The following is a 20,872-nucleotide window of genomic DNA, read 5'->3' as shown; positions in this document are numbered from 1 at the left end:
GTTACGTTTGTTTTGGTGGGTGTTGTTAGATTTGCGGGTGTTCTAACGGGTGCTGTTAGCGTTTTGGCTCTTAACCCACTCTTCGTAGATATTTTCAGGCCATCCGAGGAACGAGCCGCTAAGGCTTTTTTGCGGGGCAGGAAATTCCTTCTTCTTGGCCCACATCCGCCATAAGGTTGGATGACTTTTCCCTGTCAGTTCGCACATCTCTTTAAGTCCGATATAACGAGTAGCCATAATTATTCTCCTGTTCTATCTTTCAGCCGTTCGACCTGAAAATTGAGGCGTGCTATTTCCCCGGCAAATTCCGTGAGAGTGGTATACATTGCGCTTAAACTGTCTGTTGCTTCTCGTAACGTTTCTGCTTCGGCATAGCGTTCTTCTGCAACAAGCCCTTCTGCTGTTCCGAACAGGAATTCAATAACATCCTGAGTGTCGCTAAACCTTGCTAAATCCTCGATCAAAGCCCTGTTAATTGATTGTTCGCTCATTTCAAACCTCGCTTTCTCATTGCCTCAAGCAGAATGTCCTGCACTTCGCGTTTTGAATCGCGCCGCTGCATTACCAGTTCGTCTACGGTATCGGCGGCGATAATGTGGTGTATCCAGACCGGACGGTTATGCCCTGCCTGTATCTGGCGCGTTGGCCCTATACGTTCAATAATTTGCTGGTACTGTTCCAGATCCCACCAGTGAGAGAAGAACGCCAGTATGTTGCCGCCATCCTGTAAGTTGAGGCCGTGGCCTGCGCTGGCTGGGTGAGCAAAAAGGACAGGTATTTTTCCGGCGTTCCAGTCGCGCAGCGTCTGTGGATCGGAATCAAGCTGTTTACCCTTCGGAAATGCTTTCAGCAAACGGGCTAAGTCGCTTTTAAAGTGGTAGGCAACCAGCACCGGCATACCGCCAGATTCGGCAATCACGCTTTCCAGCGCCTGTAATTTGGCATCGTGGATCTCTGACCAGGTACCTTTGTCGTCGGTATAGACAGCACCGCTGGCGATTTGCAGACACTTTACCGTTTTAGCGGCGGCGTTCTGTGCTTCGATGTCGGTGCCGTCCAGTTCCAGAAACATCTGCTTTTCCATTTCCTGGTATTGTTGCCGCGCCTTTGCTGGCATCTGCACCCGGATAACGTTGTGGATCGGTTCCTCAATATCAAACCAGTCGGCGGCATCCAGTGAGATAGTTACATCGCGTAGCGCCGCCTGCATTTGCTCCTGTGCGTAGGGGCGTGGTTCCAGCTTTGACCACTGCTGGCCGGGAAACTGAATGTTGTTGAACCAGCGAGAAGCAAATGCGCCAAAGGTCCGCCCCAGACGCTGGCCCTGATCAACAAACCACGCCTGGCCCCACAGGTCGATCAGGCCATTAGGCGCAGGTGTACCGGTGAGGTTCATCCAGCGGTGTACGTTCTTATGCGCGACTTTAGCCAGTGCCGCTGCGCGTTTACCGCCTTGCCGTAACCGGAACGACTTTAACCGGGTGCTCTCGTCTGCGACCACTGTGCCGAACGGCCAGCGGTCACCCAGCGTTTCAACCAGCCAGACCAGGTTGTCGTAGTTGGTGGTATACACGCTGGCATTGGTGTTTTGCAGTGCAGCCAGCCGTTCTTTGACTGTGCCGACAATCGGCTGCATTTCAATATTGCGCAGATGGTTCCATTTATCGACTTCATCCGGCCACGTTGACCGTGCTACGCGCAGTGGCGCAAGAACCAGCACCGGCTGTGTTTCGGCACCGCACATAAAGAGATCTTCCAGTGTGGTCAGTGTGGCCAAACTTTTCCCCATACCCATGCCAGCCCACACGTTGCAGCGCGGATTATTAATGAGGAAATTGGTTATTAATTCCTGATAGGGCCTTGGGGTAAATGCCTGTTGCACGCTGTTGTTCCTGTAAAAAGCCCCGTACTGTGACGGGGCCGGTTATCTTATGCCGCCTGCTGGTTCAGCAACTGTGATAGTTTGGCTAATCCTTTTGGCGTTACCAGTACTTGCTCGACGGTCTTTTCTGAACCATCCCCCCTGGTGACGACAGTGACTTTATGCTCCAGCAAACCAGACTGGATCTTGCTTTGGTAAGCAAGCCAGCTTTTGCCCCCGGCGCGGCGGTAGATCCAGTTATTGGCGTTGAGGTAAGCGAAGAGGTCTTTTGGCCGAATTTGCAGATCTTTGGCCGCAGTGGTGATGCAGGTGCCACCGTCAGATTTTGCGATGCGGTACAGGGCGTCAACATCCGGTTTCATTTCCTGCACCTGGTTTTCCAGGGTGAGCACCTTTTCGGTATATCCAAGCAGCAAACCGCGCATTGTAGCCGGGTCGTTAAGAGCAACCATCGGATCGATAACAGGTATAGCGTTGCGCGACAACTACGTAGCTGTCACGTTTGGTAAGGTGGTATTCGTGAGCTTTTCGGCCTAGGCGGTCGAGGTATTCCCCCATTGGGGGAAGACTAATAACACCACGATTGGCAAGGCGTTCAACGGATTGCTTGACCTTATCATGTCGGGATTCAACCAGAGTGGCGATCTCCCGGCTGGACATAGTTATGGGGGCCGCGCTATTATCCTGCGAGGTATACATCGTTAAGCCTCCTAAGCTTGAATGTTTTACTGACGCATCGGTAGTTGGCGCTACTGGTGCGTTTTTCATTTCAAAACTGCTCATCTGCATTTGCGGCCTCCTTCGCAGCCTGTTGTACAAAATTAATAATCTCTAACGCTAGCTGATACCCACCATTGAAGATCACCAGCAACTGCGCAGCTTCAAGTAGGCTGGCCAGATGTGAGAGTAAATCCGCATGATGAAGTTGTGACGGTTTTATAGCCATACCCAATACCTCATTTAGTACTCAATGTGAGAACTAAAATAGTAGTACTCTCCGTGAGGCTTGAAGTCAACATAAATGTGAGGCATGTTGTCCTCATGTACTTATCGGGTGATGAATATGAGCAAGAGAGATGATCCCCAACTGCGGGTTCGCATACCTAATGAATTGAAAGAAACGCTTGAATTAAAAGCGAAATCTAATAAAAGAACGTTGACAGCTGAGATTGTTGATCGTCTTGAGGCTACTGTTGTCCAAGATTTTGTGAACTCGAATTACTATAAAAATGGTAATCAAAAGGATAATGCTTACAGTAATATGGCTATTGATTTCGAAGCTCTTACTGACGAGCTAGAAGATCTTAGAGGTCTGAACAAACAGTTGACCGATTTGGAGTGGATCACTGAAAATGAAGAAGAGTTATACGATGCAGTTAGTAAACTTCATCAGCTTCTTAGCCGTAGAAAGTGACCCCATCTTGTTCGAGGCTTTCACGTAGCCGCCTTGTTATTTCGGCGGTCAGTGTCCTGTCGTTATCCGCTGCTGTTTTCTCCAGCGCATCCTTTAGTTCTTGTGGGATGCGTACCCGCAGTTGTGGATCATCGCGTTTACTCACAATATTTCCTCCAGATTTTTACTATCCAGTACCACTACGGTAAAGCCCAGTGCCCGAAGCCGTTCATGCTCGCGCAACTGTTCGGGTCGTGGCTTTTCGCCGGGGGCTTTGCACTCAACGAAGATTGCCCGGCCACCCGGTAGCAGTACCAGCCGATCCGGCACCGCGCGGCGACCGGGAGATAAAAACTTGTACGCGATGCCGCCAGCCTTTTTCACTTCCGCTACCAGATATTTTTCGATGGTGGATTCACGGGTGTAGGCCATCGGCAACCGCCTCTTTCAGTTTTTCCCGCCCGATCTGCATTAGGCAAAAGTCGGAGCGATTTTCGCTCCACTGCTGATTAATTCCGTTGCGCGATAACCGGCTGGCTTTTGTCCATACCTTTGCAGCGCGGCGGTAATCGCCTTCGCGTTCAATTTGCGCAGCCTCACGCGCAGCCCGGTAATACAGGGGGCTGTCATGGTATTTAAATGACATTGTTTTTATCCTATAAAAAACCCCCTGCATATACAGGGGCTGAGTCTATTTAACGAGGTAGTTTTGGCGGTATGTATTTGCCGATGCGGCTTTCTATTGTCGGTATGACGCACATGCTGTCGTTAAATCGGTCATGCAGGAGGTAGACTAATTTCGAATCCATTATTTCAAGTGCCGGACGCAGCCGCGAGCGCCAGATTTCATCAATACGTCTGAAATTGTGCAGGATGGCGTGCAGGTTGCCTATAAACAGATCCTGTTCAGTTGAGGACAGTATCGGTTGGATTTTATCTCCGCTGAAGAAATTTTTCTGTGCATTAACCGCTGCTTCTATCGTGGGAAAAACGCCCACATGATAGTGTTGTCCATTCCGCCATATTGAAGCCCGGTAGGGGTTCTTACTACAATTCTTCTGAAGATAAACTCCTCTCGGTAGTCCGCGTGGATTAAACGCATCGGGTACTGACGGAGCCTGAGGAAAGGACTGCTGATGTAACTTTTTCTCGCACTCAATAAAATAGCGCCGAACCTGACGACCCTGTTCGTTGCGCTCTACCATCGCCAATTCTTTAGCGGTATCTAACGTGAGGTGGTAATCTTTGCTTCTGCGATCGCCGCCCCGTCCATTTTTGATTCCCCCATTTTGGGGTACCAAAACATAGTCTTGATCTTTAATGAATTTATATTCGATAACGCGACCGGAAAGCCATGTTGAAAAATCACGTTTAACGCCGAGAAAAGCATGAAGATCGCGAGCGTTGCAAAGTAGAACGGTTTCGTTAGAAATGTCACCGTTGAAAACGGGGATGAGTTGAGCGGTCATAGTGATTTACCTTTACAGTTTAGTTAACCACCACCGTCAGGTTCCAATCTTAGGGTGGTGAGACGTACAGGGTTGGAACTACCGGCTGTAAAGACCCGGCGAGCCTTTCGGCTCCCCTGCACGCCCCACCATAATCCAGATGCGACTGTGCTTTGCGCATAAAAAAACCGCAAACGCGGCTATGCGTCTTTACAGATATCCGGGGTTCCAATCCCGACACCAGATTTTGCTGGTGCCTTTTCAGTATTTGTAAAAACTTGCATAAATGTCAATCTTTTTTGTAGCGATAAGCCTCGAACCCATCCGCGGATAGCGGCAGGTCTAAAGCCCATGCGGGGTTAGTTGCGAGCAGGGTGCTCAGGTGTTCGTGAGAGTAATCGGCGGCGTCGGGGGCTTCTGTTAAAATCTCGTCATGTACCGTCAGTATGATGTCGTAGCCGTTGTCCTCCACGGCGGGCATGTTGGCGGCCATCACATCGCGGGCAGTTGCCTGAGTAATATTTTCCGCCAATTTTCCGCCGTAGGTTTGCAGGCGTTGCCATTTCCGGCTGTAGGTGTTGATGCCCATATAGCTGATCTTGCCGCTGTCGTCGATACGTGCGCCGGGGTAACAGACTGCCCGGCCAGATGGAAGCTGAATGCGTAGCCAGCTTCCGTCGCGGCGAAGTTTTAGTTTGCGGCAGGAAATGGTGATGCCGGGTGTAGCAATGGCACGGCGGGTGGCCTGGTCGATCTCCTTCCAGAAGCTGAATGTTGCCGCGTGGGCTTCGCGCCAGAGGCGTTTAAAAGAGTCGCAAACAACATAAGCGCGTTTTGACAGCCCGTAGGTTCGCTTCTGTTTTACTGCCCATTCATATGCACGAATGGCTTCATCCAGTATGTTACGCGGGATGTTGTCGATAGCGGCAGAGGCCATTTCTTCGAGGTCGATGTTGTACGCCAGAGAGAATGTGGCGTAAGCACCAACTCCGCCTTCATAACCACAGTTGTGAACTATTAAATGTCCGCTATTTGTCTTTATCGTGAAACGGTTACGAGGCCCTGCATTTGCAATGTCGTAAACGTTCTTCCAGTTCATCAATTCGACTTTGTAACTCAGCAATCTTGCGCCGGTTTTTATTGTTTTCTGCTTTGGAAATAAAGCGAATGTTCCCGGGTTCGTACCCCTTGTTATTATCGATACGATCCATTTCGAGTACGGGATCATCAAATCTCGGCAAATTGCGTACGTGTAAGAGAAAAGCTCTTTTATCTTTTCGCCAAAGCTCACAGACGGAGATACCTCTCCCTCCATAGTTGTGATACAGGCGATTCGAAGATTTGTGGCAACGTCCGATGGCAGCAGCCAGTCTGTTGAGCAATCTCCTGCGTGTTTCATCATTAGGCAAGGCGTCTGCGTAGCAAAAATACTGTTTACGGTACGTTTCAGTTTTTTTCCGGGCGCAGGTATTGCAGCTTTTACTTTTTCCTTTGAGAATGTTTTGAAGAAGGACACTATGTGGCATCGTGCCGCACGAGCACTGAACCAGGAGTCTTCGGGCACCGCTCTGATTTTTTGCGATTTCGCGGATGACGGTAAGTTCCCCGAAGCGAGAGCCAGGCTCTGGCGTAGCGTATATTTGCTTGAAACGATATGGCTTGCCGGCTTCCATCCAGTCGATGACAGGATCATGTGGTCTGGGGTCATTTTTACACCGTCTACTTCGATTACTCTTTTTTGTCCGCGATAAACTATTCCCTGATGTGTTACCCATTCTTTTCCATCCCATAATTTTTCGTTAGTCGTTACGCTTATAAGCGGAAGATATCCCTTATCCGTCATTACTAAAGTATCAGGAGAAAGACAAGCCAGCTCCATTACTTTGCCGACCTGACGCTGATCTTTATCCACTTCATCCGGGGCTACACCAAAGGATTTCGCATAGGCCAGCTTGTACAGGTCATGGCCAGCGCGGATCGCCTCGCCTTTTTCATCGGTACCGATGATGGTGTCATAATCGCGAAACGCCTGTAGCTTCCACTTCTCCCCGGCCAGCCACGCGAGTACGCGTCCCTCGATGTTGCTAAGGTCAGATATCACCAGTTTTTTACCCGCAGGGGCCATGATGCAGCCGCGCAACGCTGAACTGGTCAACTGCATCACATCATCGTAAAGCAGGTCGGCGCACCCGGCTTTCAGTGCTTCAATCCCAAAATCAATGTCGGCTTGTTTTAACGTTGGTCTGGGTAAATTTTGGGGCTGAAATAAGCGCCCGGCCCAGCGGCCCGTACGCGATGCCCCACAAAACTGTAACGTTCCGCGCAGGCGTCCATCACGGCTGACGCCTTTCATCAGGGTTTTGTATTTGCTGGTGCTGGTGGAACTGGCCTGTAGGCGAATAGCGAGTAATTCACGAAGTTCAAACGGTAAATCAGGATCGTTAACCCGGCGCTGCAAGGTGCTGGCCTGCATATCGGGCAGTTCGATACCAAAGGCTTCTGCTATGTGTTTCAGCATGGCGTCACGCTGTGTTGCCGCCTGCACCTCGTTGTCCGTGAGTTCCCGCGTTCGTTTGGCCAGAACCTTCTGTTCCATCTCAACAGCCGTAACCGCTGCCTCTGCAAGCTGCACGTCCATGAATACGCCGCGATCATTAATGCGCTGATCACGGTGCCAGAGCGCCAGTTCCTGACCTGAGTAATTCCAGGTAGGTAACTTTTTGTCGATCTCGCGCATGGCATCAATATCCAGCCCGGCGTATTCAACAAATCGCTGCCACTCGACAGGATGTGTTTTGGCAGTAGCGCGGCGGATAGTGCTGTTTTTGGGGCGAGGCTTACAGAATAGCTGGATCAGTTGCTTACCAGCCTTATCCTTGGCTTTATCCTGTGAAACACTGAGAATGTCGCCCAGATCGCCCAGCGCTCCCGGCAGACCGTGTGCCAGCGCCCTGACCATTGTATCCCGCCAGCGTTCCACACCACCGACAGCGACACCCGGCATGGCGTGATTTAATACCGTGCGATCGAAATGGCTATTGTGGGCGTAAATCAGCACGTCAGGATTTTTGAGCATAAGTCGGAGTTCAAGAGGGATTTTTGCATTAGCGGTAACGTCCCATACTTGTACAGGATCACTATCAATCGCCCAGGCAAACAGCATGATCTCTACGTTTTCAGCGTAGGCATGGGTACCATTCTTGATAGGTGTTTCGCTATAAGTTTCAAGGTCTAACCAAAGTCTTTGCATCTTAAAGCCCTTAAAAGATAAAAATACCCAGTAGGATTCGTATTCCAATCCATTGCATTACAGGTACCGCCATACTGTTACCGATAGCGCGATAACGTGGCCCGTCAGGACAATCGTTGGCATTCTTTCCACGCCAAGGGATTTTTGTGTGGTCATCAGGGAAGCCCATCTGCCGCTCATTCTCAATTGGCATTAGGTGGCGGATTTTGCCTGCTTCTGTAACAACATAAGTTTCTCGGTCATCGAGAGAGCCAGCCCCTCTTGCTGTGAGACAAACAGGCACGGGCGTCTGTTTTGACGGGGGATCAACCCTGCGCAGGCTTTCGGACTCAAAAAGTATTTTGGCGGGATCAATGTCGGTTCGAGCGCTTGCAACAAGGAGAATTCTCGGGCGTCGTTGGGCCATTCCGAAGTATTGTGCATCAAAGGTTCGCCAGGCCACTTTGCGCTGTCGTCCAATAACAGCACCACGCTTTGACCAGACTGGAAAGTGCTTACTGGCTTTTTTATCCCAGCGCCAGAATTTGCTACTGGTTCTTTCAGAAGGTCGTGGGCCAGGTTCGAACTCTTTAGCTTCTCCAGCCAGTCCTGCAAGAAAGCATCCGAATGCATTATCTTTTGACGAGAAGACTCCAGTGACATTTTCCCAGACGATGATTGTTGGTTGCTGTCCCTTTTCGGCGCGTTTAATGTCGATTCCATCAGCTAACTCCACAAATGCGAGAGTAAGTTTCCCTCGTGGGTCTTTGAGTCCCTTCCTTAGACCACCAATTGAGTATGATTGGCACGGAGTGCCACCGACCAGGATGTCAGGCGCTTCAACTTCGTCAGCGTGCACGAACTGTGCAATTTTCGTCATATCGCCAAGATTGACCACTTCCGGCCAGTGTTGCGCCAACACAGCAGACGGGAATTTTTCAATCTCGGAGAACCAAGCCGCTTTCCAGCCTAGAGATCTCCATGCAACACTTGCGGCTTCAATACCGCTGCAAACCGATCCATATTTCATAGCTATCCTCACCGAATTAATGTTTTGCGGAGAAGGCAATAGACCTTCTTTGCAAAACACCCGACATTTCGTCGGGTGTGGGTATCGTCGTTTAGGCTTGCGCGTCGTAGACGGTTGCTTCGGTCACACCGGCTTTAACACTCTCAACGACAGAGTTAAAAGCATCTTCGATCACGCGCTCCGGATTGATGAGCTTGAAGGTAAAGGCCAGCTTACCTTCGCGCAGGCGGTAACGCAGACGGGCCTGCACCTCATATGATTCACCGTTATGGAACGGTGCCAGACCCAGCGTGATAACTTCCGGTACCTCAATGGTGCCTTTGTCGTTTTCATCGCTGTAGTTGAACTGAAACTCCCCGGTGGCGAGGCGGATAGCGGAACCAAATACCGCTTTGCGGATCACCTGGAATTTAGTCGCGATCTCCAGCAGTTCCGCACCGGTTGGTGTAACGATGTCACCAGCGCGGTCTTCCAGGAATTCAGCGAAAGCCTCCTGTCCCATAGCGGTTTCATCATGTTCTTCCCAAATCTTCCAGGGTTTGGACTTCACGCACTGATAAACAGCAGAGTGGCTACACCAGTCTGGTGTGGCAGGAGCGGCGTGATAGTCGAGTTGGGCGGTTAACTTTGTTTGGTTAGCATCGGCCAGGATCACCGAGGCATCGGTTGCAAACTTTGCGCAGTACTGGATGAAGCTGTCAGCCGACAACAGTTTGACGTTCTGACGGATGCGGCGCGGTGCTGGAAGAAAGTGCTCAAGATCGGCCAGTTCGTAGCCTTCCGGCATAGCAATCGCCGGAGTACCATTGACGTTTAACAACTGATTGCTTTTTACAATATCGAAAATTGTCTGAGCTTCGGTCATTTCTTTGTTCCTGTTTTAGATATAAATAACCCGGCGCGTTGGCCGGGTGAGTGGTTTCCCTTGGTACTGGCTAAAAGGGTCAGATAACTTTACGCAGGCTGGTTTCCTGTTCTGGCAGGGTGCGTCGTTCCTGCTGTCCTGCATCAACCTGTTTCAGTTCGGTGCGTACTGTGCTGGGATCGTCACGCAGCAGATCGCCATCCGCTGTCGAATACATAATGGTTTCGGCGCGTTCGCCTTCCGGTACCTTGCTGGCGACAACCGGGGAAATTTTCACTACGTCTTCGTTGGCTTTACTGAACATCGCCACTTTGAGTGTCAGCGTCAGGGAACCCGCTTTACCGGTTTCGCGTACCGCTTTCACTACCTCGGCCAGAACTTCGGTCAGTTCTTCATTCAGGGTGCCTTTGTTCAGGTAAACCAGTTGTTGGTTAAATGGAGTGGTATTCATCATTTGCTCACCTTTGAAGATTGAACCCCGCTGGCGGCGGGGCAGGATGGGTTAGATCAGCGATTCGGCGTCAGCACCTTCGCTCACATCGTCGAAATCGTCAGGAGTTGCGCTACCACCACTGGCAAAAGCATCCCCATCACGCAGGAACTGGACACCTCCGAGGGATGCGGAAATGCCTTTGTTGCCTTTGCTGTCGTAAGCGAAGAGGGTGATCGTCGCGTTGACATAACAACCTGAGTAGGGTTTACCATCGGCGGCGGCCAGCGGAGTACGATCCCGGTCGATTACCAGGGGGCGAGCTTTGTTGCTGGCTTTAATGGACATATGCCCATCGTAACCGTCATAGTCAGGGTGTTCGTCACCATCCCTGAAACAAAATTTATTGTTGTTCCCTCTTATGGATTTAATAATGGCATCTGCCTTGGCTCCCCATTTAGCAGTCGCAACCTGTTTAATGGCGGCTTCTATTTCCTGAATTAAATCTTTTCGGTTTTTATCGATAAGAAATGTAGAGCTAAATTTAAAATTACCATCACCCTGATAATCCTCCGCTTCAAATAAAGCTTGAGCAAAAGACAGTCGCACGTTATTCAGTTTTACTTTCATGGATAATTACCTTTAAATTAAATGAGGGATTCAGCGGCTTCAACATCGTCAAAGTCGTTTGCAGGATTGATATTTAATGCAGGTTTGGAATCGGACTCAGGGGCTATTGTTGGTTTTCCATCAGAGCGGGTTATCAGTGCGGTAAGTTTTTTCCAACGGCGGTCGCTGATAGCCCCTGACTTAAACAGTTTTTCAGCTTGCGGGGCGCTGATAAGTTTCTCTGTATAAATAGGTGCGTCTTTACCCAGCCGGAATGATTTGAGCAAGGTTTCGGCTTCTTCATCGCTTCGCCATTTCCGATCACCCTGTTTACCCTGAACCAGTTTATAGCCGGAAACGGAGTGGCCATTTTGGAGCATGCTAAATGCCGCAGAGCGGACGCTTTTACACCAGCTTTCGATATGGTCAATCAGCGGTAGCGTTTCACCCAGCCATTTCCCATCCGATTCAGCCAGTTTCTGACGGGCGGTGGTCAGTGCGTCTTCCAGGGGCGGCGGCTCGGATATTTCGCTGAAATCATTCATCAGCGCAGTTGATACATATTCCGCCTGCGCCTGGCATTTACCTCGCCGCTTGCACCAACGGCAGGTTTTCTCTCCGGGGTGGAATGCCGTTGCCGGGATAACATCGGGGCCGTTATCCCCTGCGTGGTCTGCCAGTTGTAGCACATCGGCAGCGATGGCTTTCACGTTCTGCCCAAACTCTTCCAGATTTTGTACGCTGCATTCGTACTCGCTGACGTGGTTGATGCGCGGCTGGTGGATAAACATTCGTACACGATTGATGTCGGCGATCAAACTGATATGTTCCAGTGCTCCCAGCGCATAAATCATTAGCTGGGGGTTTTCGAACGCATCCACTTTCTCGTAACCATATTTGAGGTCGTGGATCTGCAATTCGTCGTCGATGATGATTACCGCATCAGAGGTACCAAACTGATCGGGTATACCGACTATGTGAGAGAAGTCGCACTTCTGCTCCACCATGAGTATCGCGCCGGGGTGCTGCGCCAGCGTCCAGACCGCTTCGACATACTCACCCACCTTATCAGCCATTTCTTGACTGACCTGCGGCCCCGGATTCGGTTTTGATGGATGCGCCAGCGGATAGGTTCCGAGATAGGTGCCAACGTCACAGCCTGCATATTCTGGTGGGTGTTTCTGTCGGTTACGAAGAACAATCTCCGCCAGAGTATGGGCTGCTGTACCCTCTTCGGCATAACTCGTTGTTTCGTCAGTCTCAAACTGTTCTACGGCCAGTGCCGCACGGCAATGTAACCAACGATGCGAAGACGATGGAGAAAGTTTCGCGTGTTCAGCCATTAAAAACCTCCTCAAGATGTTTTTGGCGTGCAATTTTGGCTTCTTGCAGCGAGGAAAAATATCCGAGGTGTTTATACTCACCAGCATTATTACCGTATGCCCTATAGGGCTTTGAAAGCCTTGGATAATAAGCAACACCGATTGTGCTTGTCCTTCCTCTGCAAGTGTGAAGGTTTGCGCAGTTCTGATAGCGTTTTAGCCAGCGAAGATTAGAAACGCGATTATCAGTACGGATACCGTTTATATGGTCAACATCCAACGCGCTTTTTTCGTCGTTTGGGATAAATGTCATTGCGATTAAGCGATGAACAGCAACTTGTTTTCGAAATCCGTTGGTTCGAAGTGAAACGGTAAAATACCCACGCCTGTTAAGTTGCTGCTTAATAACCGTGCCTTTAACTGATCGTGATTTTTTATCCGTTTTATTATGAACTTGTCGGTCAACGCTTCGTATAACGCCGTCAGGGTGAGCCTGATAGAACCCCGAATATCCGGGAATATCTTTCCAGTGCATAAAACTCACTCTCCCTGTAATGCGGCTTCTGCCAGCATCACAACGTCTGCCAGATTTTCCTGGGGAACCTGAGCCAGCTTCTGAGCGCCGAATTTGTTCAGGATTTCCACGGCTTCATTACGATAGCCGCCTGTTGTCAGCTTCATGACCAGGGTTCTGGCCTGTTCAAAAAGTGCTGCGGTGTCCTGATCAGGCTCGTTAGTTTCCGGCTCTGTTATTGCCTCCGGCTCGGCTTTCTGAGGTATCAGGCCAGCGCGTTTGTTGTACGGTGTTTTGATGTACAATTCGGCAAACGCCTGACGTTCGTCGATGGTTTCCATCGCACTCCAGTGCGCCAGCATGACGATGCAGAGATCGAGTATCACTGCGCGCGTGGTGTTTTTCGCCGCTTTGCAATCAATCAGCGCAAGGCTCAGTGCGTCAGTGAACTGATCGCGTTTGTTGCCATTCTCATACGCCCGTGCTTTCTCTACCTGTTCAGACGTGAGGTTCTTAGCTTTCGCGCCGAACAAATTGGCCAGCGCTGTGATAATGCGGATATCAAGTGATTCAATATCAGGTGCTTCTTTTTCAGGTTTCTCCTGCAATTGCAGATATTCAACTTTGGTGATCTCAATACCAGCGTTGGCGTCGATTATCGCTTTCAGCGCGGTAGTATCATCCGCCACGCCGGTTTTTAGTCCGTCCAGACTTTTCCACCAGAAAGGCCCCTTTCGTTCCTCTTTTTTGACGCTGGCGCTGTCTGTTTTCGGTTGGGGCGGTGTATCAGGGGTAAAGGCTTTGCCGCTCTGCATTGCTGCAATTAGCTGGCGCATTACCTCGGTATTTTCTTTAATGACTAATTCAAGGCTCATGGGGTACCTCAGATATAAAGGGTGATCGGGAAGTGGGCGTTGGGGTTTCGTTCCAGTTCATCGCGCTTACGCAACCAGCGCAGGCGGCGAACAGTGTTATTTACGGGAGCAGTGCCTAATGGGGCTGTTTTGACTTTTTCAGGCTGTTGCATCTGGTTGAATCCTCCTGACGTGCTGGAAACCGTGTTCCCGCTCTGCATGTAATCGAGCGGCGAGAGCAGCTTCGAAATTGATGAAAGTGCCGAGGTGAAGTCTTTTTCCGTGAACAGTGATCCGCGCGTACCAACGTTTATGCTCCGGACGCCAGGTAACGCCGTTACGTTTTATTGGGTGACGTTGCCCCAGGTTAAGCGCATTCTCGGCTCGCGTTACAAGCCGCAAATTCTCAATGCGGTTATCAGTGCGATTGTGGTTGATATGGTCTATTTCCATGTTTTCCGGGATATTTCCGAAGTGATAAACCCAAATCAGTCGATGTACATATTGGTTTTTCCCGTCGAGATAGACCGTAACGTATCCATTAGCTCGTACTTTTCCTGCTGGCTTTCCGGCTAAACGCGAATTAGTGGATTTCCAGGCATGGGGGCTTTTAAAGTGCGAGATGGGCCTGTATTTCCATGTCAGTTGGCCGTTTCGATACTCAAAAGCCTCTCGGAGTTTGGTTTTCACTTTGTTCACTCCTCTCAGTGGTCTTATTGAAGCGCCCCGCAGGGCGCTTGATAAGTTCACTTTGCCCCGTATTGCCGACATCCTGTCCCGCCACGGTTCCGACGCATGGTTTAAAGTCGCGCCGTTCGACTTGCGGTCAAAAATACAAGTAAACCTGTAAGTGCGTCAACAGTTGTTTTGGTATTTATTTGCATATTTAACCTAATTATTTGTTTTTACGGCAATAAAAAAGAGGGCAAAAGCCCTCTTGAGATGGATAGGTGTATTTTAAACTAGCGTTTTCTTCGGAATATGCGGTGTTCCACCATAGTGCCAATGATAGTTACTGGTTTTTCCCATGATCGGCAGATGGGGTAATCGCTATTGAGAGGTACAAGCTCGAAGGCTTCTTCTCCTTTAGCTCCAATCCCTACCGGGCGGTACTTTTTGAATGTGGCCTCATGGCTACCGTTGGACGCTGCTACGAACTCACCAGGAGTCGGATACACATCAGCGTCGATGATCACAATATCCCCTTCTCGAAATTCGGGTTCCATTGAGTCCCCACGAATACGTAACGCGAACGAACGCTCTGACAATTCTGCTGTAGTTAGCACATACTCGAATTCACCCGCATCAAGTATTGGCTCAGCGTTGGTAAAAGCCCCGGCCTGTACATAGCTTAGAATCGGCACTCTACGTGCTCCGTAGTTGTAATCTGTGACAACATCACCGCCAAGTAATAGCCACTTGGGATCGCACTTAAGGGCCGCAGCCAAAGCAAGGAGGTTACGAGGTTTGAGCGTTTTCCCATTCTCTATAGCTTCAATCGATTGCTGGCTTATCCCAGCCCGTTTGGCGACTTCGACTTGAGTTAAGTTTAGTTCTGTTCTGCGCTTTTTGGTTCGATTGGCAAGATTCATGGTTGACTCCTTATTCTGGTGTTGATGATTACAGATACATCTGTATTTGACAAACCAGATTGCCTGTGGGTTAATTACAAGTAAACCTGTAAACATCTAAGGGCTTACCCAATGACTAGTTCTACGCTTGCTTCCCGGATTAAGGAGCGCCGCAAGGCGTTAGGCATTACCCAAACCTCATTGGCTGAAAGTGTTGGCATGCGCCAGCAATCTATTCAGTACCTTGAGTCTGGGCGTGCAACCCGTACCAGTTTTATTCTTGAATTGGCAAAAGTTCTTAAATGTGAACCCGTCTGGCTATTGAATGGTGAAACTCCAGAACAACAAAAGGCTTAACCCATGCCTATACACTACTCAGTGGGGCAAGGAGCTACAGACAGCCGACCGGCCCCCGCGCTGGCGAAGGACTTTGCCGATTATCGGACGAAAGTTGAACGCTTGCGTAAAGACATTGGTGTTGCCCCCGATGATTCAAAGGACATCTTGTCCCGTAAAAAAAAGCGCCTGTCTTACCTTTGGGGGGCGATGCGCGACACGTCGAATGGACGTAGCGCCGTTAATGCGGGTGACCGTGATGTTGCGTGGATGGATTTAGACGGATGCTTACTACCTAGCTGGGCTACGCTGCGTGACATAGCCAACTCTTATCAAGGATTTGCTTATTCCACCGCCAGCCATGAACACCGAACCGCAAACGGAGAACAACGCTGGCGTCTGTGCTTCGCGCTCTCCCGCACCGTAGCAACAACCGACTATAAACGCCTGTGTGAAGCGATTGAGCGGGAGTTGATGGACTGCTACAGCCTGATTGGCGATGGCCCGGTTAAATGGGACAGATCGGTATATAACCTTGATCACATGGTGTATGCCCCCCATGAAAGCGCCGTTTTCATTGATTTTTCAGGCAAGGTAATCGACGTTGATATACTGCTGGCAAGGGCTGACGATGTGCCAATCTCGTCTGTATCTGATCACACCGGTGATGATTTATCGCGTCTCGTCGATCTGAATCACGTAACCCAACAGACCTTTGATGATCTGCGTTCGGCAATGTGGCATCCCTCTGTGCTGGCTGATGCTGGTGAACATATGTACCCTAGCTGGGTAGCGATGGGGAATCGTCTTGCCTGGTTTAAAGGTACCGACTGGGAAGGCCAGGCGCGTGATCTCTGGCTGGAATGGTCTGCTGCCGGGATAGGTGACGATATCGCCGCTGTAGAAAAATGGGACAGTGATCACCTGACGGCGGATCGTACTGGTTTTCAAGCTATCTTTACCCGTGCGCAGCAAGCCGGATGGAAAAATCCTAGTGCTGAACGTATGCGTTTATCCTCTGTCGCCAGCGTCGAGGATTTTGACGAACTCCCGCCAGAAGAACCCGAATTACCGAAATCATGGCCGCATACCGGTGGATACGGTAAACCGGGAAAGTTCGTCATTGAAGGGCTGGTTCCTCTAGGCGTGATGATGTTTTACGGTATGTCCTCCCATTTCAAATCGTATCTTCTCATCTCCATGCTGTGTCGTCTGGCGATGAAAACCCATCGCTGGGGCGGTCGTAACATTAAAGGTGGTGTTGTTCTGTACGTTGCCGCTGAAGGTGGTAGTTCCGTAATGCCCCGCGTCGGTGCCTGGGCGGACAAATACAACGATGGTAAACCAGTGGAGCTTTTTTACACCTACGCACATCCGGTCGATCTCTCTGTTCCGGCACAGGTCAAAGGTTTAATCAATGAGATCAAGCGTATTGAATTCCACACAGGTGAACCCCTTCGCATGGTTGTTATCGACACGCTGTCACAGTCAATGATGCAGGGTGACGAAAACAGCGCCAGCGATGTGGCAAAGTTCATGGCGGGGGCTACTAAGGTGTTCACTGAGACTGGCGCAGCGGTGGGTATTGTTCACCATAGCGGCAAGGACAGCAGTAAGGGAATGCGTGGTTCTTCTGCTGCCTTTGCCAACGCCGATGCGGTTATTCGCGTTGAACGTATTGGTGATGCTGTGAACCTGATTAATGAGAAACAGCGTACCGGCCCGGCTCAGCCGACCCGTGGCTACATGGTACCGACGGTGCAGCTGCCTGACGACGTTATCGCAGCTAACGAAGCGTACGACGATGAGTATACCAGTACGGAAGGTGAAGTGTACGACCCTGTCAGACTGACTACCGAACGCGTGTTTGAAGATGTGCCAATGGCCGAGATCGAACCGATAATGATGGAAGTGCACAACGGCGAAGGTAAAAAAACTACTGCTACCTGGATTTGGGGGCAACTGGATGCCGCTGGCGGAAGTATCAGCCGTGAGCAGCTTAAAACGTTATGGATTGACGATGGTGGCAAAGAGGATACTTTCCGCAGAGAACTAAATCGTATGAAAAAATCAGGTGATATAGCGGAATCAGATAGCGGCATCTTAACCGATGCGCTTGGCACGGGTGCGCAATTTGAAGGGGGTGAAAGTGTTTAAATTTACCAATTCGCAGGAAATAACAAATTTGCATAAAAAGGCAGATTCAATTTTTATGCGATTATTTTGCATAAAAAATCATTTATTTTTGGCGGGACAAATTTTAGCGGGACAAGGTGCGGGACAACGGGACAAGTTTTGTCCCAGCGTTGATTTTAAAGAGTTTTTTAATCGGGATAAGCGGGACACCACGACAAGCGCAGGTAGCGGGACATAACCCCCTCTCCCCCCTTTAGGGGGGAGGGGTTTGTCCCACCCAAGCCGTCCCAATTTTTATTCACCGAATATTCATATGCAATGCTTGTGAATGGGGAGGCCGGATGCTGACAGCAATCAACAACGAAAAAATTGTCATCGCAAGGGATGCGCAGAAGCCGGGATTTTTTACATGCCCGGAATGCGGTGAAGTTGTTACCCTGCGGAAAGGTCGTGTGAAGATCCATCACTTTGCCCATCGCAGCACCACATCCTGCGGTTACGGGAAAGGTGAATCCGAATTGCACATGGACCTGAAAATGCAAGTCTATGACTCTCTCAGAGATCATCAGGACGTGGAGGAGGTTGCGATCGAAGTTGCTGTGGGGAATGTTCGCCCCGACGTGCTGGCGACTATACGTGGTTGTAGGGTCGCTTTCGAAATACAAATCAGCGCATTGAGCATCGATGAACTGTACCGGCGTACGGAGTTGTATGCCCGTTCGGGGGTGTATGTTATTTGGCTTCTTTCCGTGAATCCAAAGGTTAATACCTGGTATCGGCTTCGCCGCCCTGAGTCGTGGGAACGCTGGATCCATCATAGTTATTCCGGTGGAAATCGTTCTGGAGAAATTCATTTCTGGTATGGAAATGGTTTGGTTCGTCCTTTTCGGTACGGCAACTATGATCGTGGGTTAGGAATGGCTCGTAGGGCGCATATCGTTGATGACTTCTTCCCAATCCGGTTACCCAGTTGGACTGGTGGTGGGTTTCATTACCCTGAGCGCCGAGTTTGGCGTCGTCGGATGAATACTAAGCGATAATTTTTGTTGAGAAATGTTGAGGTCAAAAGCTATGCGCAGAAATATGCAAGAAGTTTTAGAACGCTGGGGCCGGTGGGCTGCGAGTGAAGAATACTGCTCACTGGTGGACTGGCCTGCGATGTCGGTAACACCCGGACGCAAACCCGAAGTTGGTAAGCCTGGCTGCTCTGACGAGGACGGACTGGCAATTGATACCTGCGTCGCGCATATGAGCACGGTACGCCATGCAGAAGACATCCTGATCCTGGGGCAACGTTTCATCGGGGGCCACACAACTCGATTTATCGCTGAGGCAATGGATATACCCCGATTTAATGTTACGCGCTCTTTGCGTTCGTCAGAGGAGTTTTTAGAGGGGTGTTTAGTTGCGATGGCAGTTCGGCTTGATATGGATCCGATTGTTGTTTTGCCGGCACCTCTTGCGGACGTCCAAAAACCTATGCTAGTCTTCTAACATCTAAAATTGTGATTTAATTTTACGACCTCAATTTCAAAGCCTCGCTTCTTCGGATGCGGGGCTTTCGTGTTTCTGGGCGGCTGAAAACATGAAACTGTCCAAAATGAGCCGTTCACATGCTGATTTGGCTGAATGCCAATAATGGCGTTTTGTTATAAAAATATTACTGCTGTTTTTCGCCAAATAACGCCAGGAAAACATATGCTTTTGTGGCTTTAAGGTGACATTTTAAACGAGTGCATTTTTGCCGGTGCGCTTAAGAACCATTATGTTAAATAGCCCCCGTTTTGCTGATTTTTTACGTGGGAACTTTAAAGATGGCGATACAGGTGTATCGCCACGAATAGATTACGGTTTTAGTAGTTGATAAAACGTGGGGTCATCTGCGCATTGCCCACCACCACACTCAAGGATTGTTGATATTAAATTCGCTGTAATCAGTAATATAAACAGTGCAATAACGATTTTAACGATGAGCGATTTAGGTACGAGAGATTGTGCTGAATCGCTTTTATGTAACGTCATTATCACTGCAACTGCTACAGTAATGAGAATTGAAGCTACCAGCGCCCATGTATAGAAATGCAAACCCAGGAAGGTTGAACCATATCCCAAATCTTCTGGCAAAATATGCAGAAAAACTTGACGAACAGCGATAATTTCAGTTAGCACGCAGCCAAACAGTGCAATACTGTAATGTATGTTTTTAATTCCGAGACAGATATTAAATAAAAATCCAAAGCCAATTAACATCATGCCAGCCCGTTGCAACAGGCAGAGCGGACAAGGCAATTCTGACAAAGCCAACTGATAGTAGAATGCGATTAGCAATATCGCGTTGATCCCAAAAAGACCGAGGGTGTTCAGCCAGATACCCATCCGATAAGTGTTAGTAGTGTTTAGAGCGAATTTCATTATTTTACCTTTAAAATGATAAAGTTAATGCGCTTGATGCATGGTATTTGAACCAGCACATAGTAACAATCATCAGGGCTACCCAAAGGGAATAACTCAATTTCTTCTTACCAGCTACTGCACAGAATGCGGTGCACAGTGCGATAAGAAATGGCATAAACATACTTAACCTCCATTTTGTGAAAAGGAATGAGAATACACTCTTCCATAAACCACGACAATTAACCGGGTCAGCCTTTGCGTTGGCCTTTTGCATTTCAGGAACCAACTGCATGAAAACGTATATTGCTGGCCCGATGAGCGGCTTGCCTGAGTTTAACCGGCGAGCTTTCTTCGCAGCGGCAGCGGAAATTGCCGCCTCTGGCGATACCCCACTGAATCCTGCTGTATTACCCGATGGGCTTAGTGAGGCTGATTACATGGCGATTTCCCTCGCAATGCTGCAACGCGCTGAATACGCTCTGGCTGAAAAGCTGGGGATCGAAGTGCTGTTTCAGGAGCTAAAGCCGGAACAATGCCTGGCACTGGCCTGAGAACAGGCGTTATTTCTTCCGAGTGCCACCCGTATGGGAGGTGGGGATCATGAGAATGGACAAATACAGTTCCCAGCTATCGTACTGGGTTGCATCGATATTAACAGCCGCTGGGGCTATGACCTTACAGGATTGGGCGGTGTTGGTGGGGATCATCGTGGCGATTGGTACTTTTGGCGTTAACTGGTACTACAAACGCAAACTGGTTAATAAGTTAACGGCGGTTGGCTATGACAAAGAGCGGGCGAAAGCCGCTTACCGCGCTATGAACGAATGAGGATGTTATGTCAGCAAAAATAAAAACGGGT

The 20,872-nt window shown here is 49.6% G+C and carries 30 protein-coding genes and 1 pseudogene; 8 read left to right on the top strand and 23 right to left on the bottom strand.

Features of this window, described 5'->3' with window-relative positions; all coding sequences use genetic code 11:
• Positions 1–42: 42 nt before the first annotated feature.
• From BL249_RS14105 to BL249_RS19140, 6 genes are read right to left on the bottom strand one after another with little or no spacing between them, the layout of a single operon-like run.
• Positions 43–237 carry a helix-turn-helix transcriptional regulator gene (locus BL249_RS14105; protein ID WP_099705591.1) on the bottom strand — a complete coding sequence of 65 codons (195 nt, stop codon included), beginning with the start codon at positions 235–237 and terminating at the stop codon, positions 43–45.
• 2 nt (positions 238–239) lie between these two features.
• Entirely contained in the window at positions 240–491 is a 252-nt protein-coding gene (locus tag BL249_RS14100; RefSeq protein WP_099705592.1) for a hypothetical protein, read from the bottom strand.
• Entirely contained in the window at positions 488–1,882 is a 1,395-nt protein-coding gene (locus tag BL249_RS14095; protein ID WP_099705593.1) for a DEAD/DEAH box helicase, read from the bottom strand. Before BL249_RS14095 ends, BL249_RS14100 begins: the two co-directional genes overlap by 4 nt.
• Positions 1,883–1,929: 47 nt before the next feature.
• Positions 1,930–2,307, bottom strand: coding sequence for a phage antirepressor KilAC domain-containing protein (locus BL249_RS19515; RefSeq protein ID WP_199073483.1), 378 nt, complete (start codon positions 2,305–2,307; stop codon positions 1,930–1,932).
• A gap of 13 nt (positions 2,308–2,320) precedes the next feature.
• Positions 2,321–2,671, bottom strand: coding sequence for a hypothetical protein (locus BL249_RS19510; protein ID WP_446717689.1), 351 nt, complete (start codon positions 2,669–2,671; stop codon positions 2,321–2,323).
• Entirely contained in the window at positions 2,652–2,828 is a 177-nt protein-coding gene (locus BL249_RS19140; RefSeq protein ID WP_168174282.1) for a hypothetical protein, read from the bottom strand. Before BL249_RS19140 ends, BL249_RS19510 begins: the two co-directional genes overlap by 20 nt.
• Before the next feature lie 117 nt (positions 2,829–2,945).
• Between BL249_RS19140 and BL249_RS14080 the strand changes: the two genes are divergently transcribed.
• On the top strand, positions 2,946–3,296 hold the full coding sequence (locus BL249_RS14080; RefSeq protein ID WP_099705619.1) for an Arc family DNA-binding protein: 351 nt from the start codon (positions 2,946–2,948) through the stop codon (positions 3,294–3,296).
• On the opposite strand, the gene BL249_RS14075 is transcribed toward BL249_RS14080, so the two are convergent.
• The 15 genes and pseudogenes from BL249_RS14075 to BL249_RS14000 all read right to left on the bottom strand — a co-directional run bounded on the left by BL249_RS14075 (position 3,280) and on the right by BL249_RS14000 (position 15,168).
• The gene (locus BL249_RS14075; protein WP_099705595.1) at positions 3,280–3,441 is read right to left on the bottom strand and encodes an Arc family DNA-binding protein; all 162 of its coding nucleotides are present in this window, start codon (positions 3,439–3,441) and stop codon (positions 3,280–3,282) included. The genes BL249_RS14080 and BL249_RS14075 overlap by 17 nt on opposite strands.
• Positions 3,438–3,707, bottom strand: a complete 270-nt coding sequence (locus BL249_RS14070) for a VRR-NUC domain-containing protein (protein ID WP_099705596.1) — start codon at positions 3,705–3,707, stop codon at positions 3,438–3,440. The genes BL249_RS14075 and BL249_RS14070 overlap by 4 nt, the downstream gene beginning before the upstream one ends.
• A complete protein-coding gene (locus BL249_RS14065) occupies positions 3,691–3,921 on the bottom strand; it encodes an ANR family transcriptional regulator (protein ID WP_099705597.1) in 231 nt (76 codons plus the stop codon). The genes BL249_RS14070 and BL249_RS14065 overlap by 17 nt, the downstream gene beginning before the upstream one ends.
• A 49-nt stretch (positions 3,922–3,970) precedes the next feature.
• Positions 3,971–4,744: an antA/AntB antirepressor family protein gene (locus BL249_RS14060; RefSeq protein WP_099705598.1), complete on the bottom strand. Its 774-nt coding sequence runs from the start codon at positions 4,742–4,744 to the stop codon at positions 3,971–3,973.
• A 268-nt stretch (positions 4,745–5,012) separates the two neighbouring features.
• Positions 5,013–7,973: a DNA polymerase gene (locus BL249_RS19275; RefSeq protein WP_241898891.1), complete on the bottom strand. Its 2,961-nt coding sequence runs from the start codon at positions 7,971–7,973 to the stop codon at positions 5,013–5,015.
• Between the two features lie 34 nt (positions 7,974–8,007).
• Positions 8,008–8,982 (bottom strand): annotated as a pseudogene (locus BL249_RS14040) (DNA cytosine methyltransferase); the annotation flags it as partial.
• A 91-nt stretch (positions 8,983–9,073) separates the two neighbouring features.
• The gene (locus BL249_RS14035; RefSeq protein ID WP_099705600.1) at positions 9,074–9,847 is read right to left on the bottom strand and encodes a YfdQ family protein; all 774 of its coding nucleotides are present in this window, start codon (positions 9,845–9,847) and stop codon (positions 9,074–9,076) included.
• A 79-nt stretch (positions 9,848–9,926) separates the two neighbouring features.
• Positions 9,927–10,301, bottom strand: coding sequence for a hypothetical protein (locus tag BL249_RS14030; protein WP_099705601.1), 375 nt, complete (start codon positions 10,299–10,301; stop codon positions 9,927–9,929).
• 48 nt (positions 10,302–10,349) lie between these two features.
• Positions 10,350–10,907, bottom strand: a complete 558-nt coding sequence (locus BL249_RS14025; protein WP_099705602.1) for a DUF2815 family protein — start codon at positions 10,905–10,907, stop codon at positions 10,350–10,352.
• Between the two features lie 17 nt (positions 10,908–10,924).
• Positions 10,925–12,229: a DUF2800 domain-containing protein gene (locus BL249_RS14020; RefSeq protein ID WP_099705603.1), complete on the bottom strand. Its 1,305-nt coding sequence runs from the start codon at positions 12,227–12,229 to the stop codon at positions 10,925–10,927.
• Positions 12,222–12,743: an NUMOD4 domain-containing protein gene (locus BL249_RS14015; protein ID WP_099705604.1), complete on the bottom strand. Its 522-nt coding sequence runs from the start codon at positions 12,741–12,743 to the stop codon at positions 12,222–12,224. The genes BL249_RS14020 and BL249_RS14015 overlap by 8 nt, the downstream gene beginning before the upstream one ends.
• Before the next feature lie 5 nt (positions 12,744–12,748).
• Positions 12,749–13,597, bottom strand: coding sequence for a hypothetical protein (locus BL249_RS14010; RefSeq protein WP_099705605.1), 849 nt, complete (start codon positions 13,595–13,597; stop codon positions 12,749–12,751).
• Between the two features lie 8 nt (positions 13,598–13,605).
• The gene (locus tag BL249_RS19020) at positions 13,606–13,749 is read right to left on the bottom strand and encodes a hypothetical protein (RefSeq protein ID WP_158233084.1); all 144 of its coding nucleotides are present in this window, start codon (positions 13,747–13,749) and stop codon (positions 13,606–13,608) included.
• Complete coding sequence (locus BL249_RS14005) at positions 13,736–14,266, bottom strand: HNH endonuclease signature motif containing protein (RefSeq protein ID WP_158233083.1); 531 nt, start codon at positions 14,264–14,266, stop codon at positions 13,736–13,738. The genes BL249_RS19020 and BL249_RS14005 overlap by 14 nt, the downstream gene beginning before the upstream one ends.
• A gap of 272 nt (positions 14,267–14,538) precedes the next feature.
• Complete coding sequence (locus BL249_RS14000; protein ID WP_099705607.1) at positions 14,539–15,168, bottom strand: LexA family protein; 630 nt, start codon at positions 15,166–15,168, stop codon at positions 14,539–14,541.
• A 111-nt stretch (positions 15,169–15,279) separates the two neighbouring features.
• On the opposite strand from BL249_RS14000, the gene BL249_RS13995 reads away from it, so the two are divergent.
• From BL249_RS13995 to BL249_RS13975, 5 genes are all read left to right on the top strand, one after another.
• Positions 15,280–15,504 (top strand): helix-turn-helix transcriptional regulator, encoded by a 225-nt coding sequence (locus BL249_RS13995; RefSeq protein WP_099705608.1) that lies wholly within the window; start codon positions 15,280–15,282, stop codon positions 15,502–15,504.
• Between the two features lie 3 nt (positions 15,505–15,507).
• Complete coding sequence (locus BL249_RS13990; protein WP_099705609.1) at positions 15,508–17,640, top strand: AAA family ATPase; 2,133 nt, start codon at positions 15,508–15,510, stop codon at positions 17,638–17,640.
• On the top strand, positions 17,633–17,857 hold the full coding sequence (locus BL249_RS13985) for a hypothetical protein (protein WP_099705610.1): 225 nt from the start codon (positions 17,633–17,635) through the stop codon (positions 17,855–17,857). Before BL249_RS13990 ends, BL249_RS13985 begins: the two co-directional genes overlap by 8 nt.
• Positions 17,858–17,960: 103 nt before the next feature.
• On the top strand, positions 17,961–18,659 hold the full coding sequence (locus BL249_RS13980; protein ID WP_099705611.1) for a competence protein CoiA: 699 nt from the start codon (positions 17,961–17,963) through the stop codon (positions 18,657–18,659).
• A 31-nt stretch (positions 18,660–18,690) separates the two neighbouring features.
• A complete protein-coding gene (locus tag BL249_RS13975) occupies positions 18,691–19,113 on the top strand; it encodes an antiterminator Q family protein (protein WP_099705612.1) in 423 nt (140 codons plus the stop codon).
• A gap of 351 nt (positions 19,114–19,464) precedes the next feature.
• On the opposite strand, the gene BL249_RS13970 is transcribed toward BL249_RS13975, so the two are convergent.
• Together BL249_RS13970 and BL249_RS19270 are read right to left on the bottom strand one after the other, a co-directional pair.
• Entirely contained in the window at positions 19,465–20,031 is a 567-nt protein-coding gene (locus BL249_RS13970) for a disulfide bond formation protein B (RefSeq protein WP_099705613.1), read from the bottom strand.
• Between the two features lie 10 nt (positions 20,032–20,041).
• Positions 20,042–20,188, bottom strand: a complete 147-nt coding sequence (locus tag BL249_RS19270) for a DUF5993 family protein (RefSeq protein ID WP_241898893.1) — start codon at positions 20,186–20,188, stop codon at positions 20,042–20,044.
• Positions 20,189–20,303: 115 nt separating this feature from the next.
• Here BL249_RS19270 and BL249_RS13960 point away from each other — a divergent pair, with 115 nt between their 5' ends.
• Together BL249_RS13960 and BL249_RS13955 are read left to right on the top strand one after the other, a co-directional pair.
• Positions 20,304–20,564: a DUF4406 domain-containing protein gene (locus tag BL249_RS13960; protein ID WP_099705615.1), complete on the top strand. Its 261-nt coding sequence runs from the start codon at positions 20,304–20,306 to the stop codon at positions 20,562–20,564.
• A gap of 49 nt (positions 20,565–20,613) precedes the next feature.
• Positions 20,614–20,841 (top strand): HP1 family phage holin, encoded by a 228-nt coding sequence (locus BL249_RS13955; RefSeq protein ID WP_048913776.1) that lies wholly within the window; start codon positions 20,614–20,616, stop codon positions 20,839–20,841.
• Positions 20,842–20,872: the final 31 nt, after the last annotated feature.

This window comes from Erwinia sp. OLFS4, from assembly GCF_002752165.1.
Classification (GTDB): Bacteria; Pseudomonadota; Gammaproteobacteria; order Enterobacterales; family Enterobacteriaceae; genus Izhakiella.
Note: the sequence above shows the minus strand (reverse complement) of the source record. Positions and strands in the feature narration are given on the sequence as shown.